Source organism: Nitrosomonas sp. ANs5, from assembly GCF_050584665.1.
Lineage (GTDB): Bacteria > Pseudomonadota > Gammaproteobacteria > Burkholderiales > Nitrosomonadaceae > Nitrosomonas.
The window spans coordinates 1-3,147 of sequence record NZ_JBEUDO010000109.1 but is presented as its reverse complement, the minus strand read 5'-3'; the positions used below and the strand labels follow the sequence as shown (position 1 = coordinate 3,147).

The 3,147-nt window shown below is 44.5% G+C and carries 4 protein-coding genes and 1 pseudogene; 4 read left to right on the top strand and 1 reads right to left on the bottom strand.

Translation table 11 applies throughout. The features are described from left to right. Positions 1-519 precede the first annotated feature (519 nt). The 4 genes and pseudogenes from ABTW62_RS13710 to ABTW62_RS13695 all read left to right on the top strand — a co-directional run. Positions 520-823 (top strand): annotated as a pseudogene (locus tag ABTW62_RS13710) (IS3 family transposase); the annotation flags it as partial. A 94-nt stretch (positions 824-917) separates the two neighbouring features. Further along, a protein-coding gene (locus ABTW62_RS13705; RefSeq protein WP_430905133.1) for an IS3 family transposase occupies positions 918-2,047 on the top strand; the annotation gives its coding sequence in 2 pieces (ribosomal slippage) (positions 918-1,185 and positions 1,185-2,047; 1,131 coding nt in all). 187 nt (positions 2,048-2,234) lie between these two features. Continuing rightward, positions 2,235-2,429 (top strand): PLDc N-terminal domain-containing protein, encoded by a 195-nt coding sequence (locus ABTW62_RS13700; RefSeq protein ID WP_430905132.1) that lies wholly within the window; start codon positions 2,235-2,237, stop codon positions 2,427-2,429. Positions 2,430-2,672: 243 nt separating this feature from the next. Next, on the top strand, positions 2,673-2,954 hold the full coding sequence (locus ABTW62_RS13695) for a hypothetical protein (RefSeq protein WP_430905131.1): 282 nt from the start codon (positions 2,673-2,675) through the stop codon (positions 2,952-2,954). On the opposite strand, the gene ABTW62_RS13690 is transcribed toward ABTW62_RS13695, so the two are convergent. Further along, the coding region (locus ABTW62_RS13690; protein WP_430905130.1) for a transposase at positions 2,947-3,147 on the bottom strand (201 nt) is incomplete at its 5' end. The two genes, ABTW62_RS13695 and ABTW62_RS13690, sit on opposite strands and share 8 nt — an antisense overlap.

The window sequence follows — 3,147 nt, the reverse complement described above, 5'->3', positions numbered from 1 at the left end:
TAACTGAGGAACAGAATCCAACGCTCATGATCTCTCTATTCTGCAATTCAACGCATATGCCGGTATCCGTACTTGTTTTTTGAGTCGATGTTCGGAATTCATTCAGTGTGGAAACTGTCGTAGCTGCACGTAGTTTTTAGACACTAGTTTGGTAGGTGCTTATGTCAGCTTTGTACAGAGATTAGTGGGAGTTAAGGTGCGTTCTCGTAAAAATAGTTAACTGTCGCCCTGGATTGCGAACTGGTGAAGCTTCAGCCACCTTTGCGTTATCAGTTTAATCAACAGGGCTTAATATCGTGGCACCAGTAGAAAAAGATATCGAGCAATGGAAACAAAAACTCAGTTTATCGGAACGGCTAAGTTGGTTGTTGGATGCCAGGCTAAAATTGTCAGTTAAGGTTGTAAGAGTCTGTCTTAACGCTTCACTCTGTAGGGCGTGCCAGAAAGCCATTAAATATAACCAATAAGCGGTGATGATGATGATGATGGCCATTTGGTAACGAAGCCCTACTAAGGACTTTGCTGTGGCATAGCGACAGCAGTAGTCACTATGCATCAGAGAACCACCGGGCGCTATTGAAACAGCATGAACACCCGGCAGAACATGAGTTGCGTAGGTAGCTGCTAGGATACGGTGTCGAAAAATTGTTTCCCTATCCTGAAACCAGAGCTGTTACATCGTCAGATCTATCAAACACGAGATGAAGCTAAACTAGCAGTGTTTGAGTATATTGAGGTCCCCTTTTACAACCGCGAGCGACTGCATTCAGCTAATGGCTATTTATCGCCACTAGATTTCGAATTGCAGCACAAAGCTGCTTAAATGTTGCTTCCACACTTTTGTGGACACTGAAGTGGTATCGCAAAACTGGACAGGTTGTTAAGCTCTGTTATGGACACTATAGAGGATCATAATCATGAGCAAGAAACGCACACAATATTCCAGTGAATTCAAAGCAAAAGTTGCGCTAGCTGCGATACGGGGAGATGAAACCATTCCCCAACTTGCCGCACGTTATGGGATACATCCCACACAGATCAATAGCTGGAAACGGCAACTCATTGAACAGGCATCTGAGTTGTTCTCCAGAAATACCGGTGCTAGCAAAGAGAACGGACAAACCACAGATGATTTACACCGTGTTATCGGGCAACTGACGGTGGAACGCGATTTTTTAGTCAGAAAGCTCGATCATTAAGCACGGCGGAACGCAAAATGATGATTGAGCCCCATGACAAACTGAGTCATGTTCGCCAATGCTACTTACTGGGCGTGGCACGCTCGACTTATTATTATCAGCCTCAACCGGCAAGTAATGTTGACTTGGTTTTGCTACGAAAGATGGACGAGCAATACCTGAAAACACCACAATATGGTTCACGCAGCTACGCTACGTGGTTTTTGCGTCAGGGAATACTGATTGGTCGCAGGAAAGCAGCATCCATGATGAAAACTCTGGGTATTATCAGCACGGCGCCAAAGCCCAGAACCAGTATTCCAGGCAAGCAACACAAAATATATCCTTACCTGCTCAAAGGTAAGATAATAAACCAGCCCAATCAAGTCTGGGCCGCTGACATTACCTATGTGCCGATGGAGAAAGGCTTTGGTTATCTAGTTGCCATCATGGACTGGCATTCCCGTAAAGTGCTGAGCTGGCGCTTATCCAATACGATGGATGCTGATTTCTGCATTCAGGCTTTGGAGGCTGCCATTCAAGATCACGGCTGTCCGCAGATATTCAATACCGATCAGGGTGCTCAGTTCACCAGTGAAGCATGGATAACTGTTTTGAAGAATCACGATATCCAGGTCAGCATGGATGGAAAGGGTTGTTACCATGATAATATTTTTGTTGAACGGCTATGGCGTACAGTAAAGTATGAACTCTTATACACTAGGGCATTTAGTGACTTAAAGGAGGTAAGGAAAGGTTTGACTCAGTGGTTTGACTGGTACAATCAGGAGCGTTTTCATCAAGGTCTTGATAACCAAACTCCCAATGAAGTTTATTATCAATATCAAGCAATTCATCAGGCTGCCTGAGCTTGATTAACTACCCATATCAGAGCTTAATTCTACTCTCAGGTTGTTCAGTTCATGGGAGCCACTTCACACAACATTTAAGCATAGGGTAGGAGTTTTAAACAGCTTCTAAGAGGCACCATTGACAAGCATAGCCGTAGAACAAATTAATTTAAGTATTTAATCATAAACACTAAGGAGAAATATCATGGGTATAGAAGTCGGTGGCTTTTTTGGTTTAATTTTGCTGGTCTTAAATGTATGGGCAATTATTAAGATTGTTCAGAGCTTAGCGAGCACGGGCACCAAAGTGCTATGGGTGGTTATAATTCTGTTGTTGCCTTTAGTTGGTCTGATTCTATGGCTAATCATGGGTCCTCGAGGTAATACAAGCGGTATATAATGAGATTTAGATAGGATTAATGCTGTCAAATTACGTTTAATATTACCTCTATTCTTTTGATAATAGATGTTGCTGGTGCTGATCCGATAAGCTGTATCAATCTCACCTGACAATCTGTAAGTCGCGCATGAATCGCCGTATTCCCGAGAAATTCATTCTCCATAAAGTCAAGGCGACCGAGTGGGAAGTCTCACAAAAATAATCGAAAATCAAGCGGCTATTACGATAGATTCAGTGGCCAATATGGATTTTCTCAATTCGCTACCTGACACTTTTGCGCCGCAGCGGTCGGTCAGGAGAAGAATCGGTCATCGCGCAGTTGTCGAGGGCTCAAGCTGCTTCCGCCCGCTGGGGGAGGAGTTGTTCAATCCAGCGAAATTGAATGTAGGGAGGACGGCGGAAGATGTCAAGATAACAGTCGGGAAGTCGCTGTATAACGTTGCGCAGTTCGGCCCGCTCTCGGTCGGTGATAACGGTTTTGGCCCCGGCGTGCGGTTCTTGCGGCTAGGGCGTGTCATCAGTTGAGCCATATGACGGAAGCGGCGAGATAGGTGGCACCGAGGAAGTTATGGGCCCGTTTATCATATCTGGTGGCTATGGCACGGTATTGTTTGAGTTTTTCAAAGAAATTTTCGATTAGATGCCGCGCCTGATACAAGTCTTTATCATATTGGCGTTGTTTCTTGCGGTTTGATTTAGGTGGGATCACAGTCTTGAT

What these genes read in the sequence shown, in the direction of transcription:
- ABTW62_RS13700 (WP_430905132.1), top strand. Translation starts at nt 2,235, where the DNA reads ATGGGTATAGAAGTCGGTGGCTTTTTTGGTTTAATTTTGCTGGTCTTA.
- ABTW62_RS13695 (WP_430905131.1), top strand. Translation starts at nt 2,673, where the DNA reads ATGGATTTTCTCAATTCGCTACCTGACACTTTTGCGCCGCAGCGGTCG.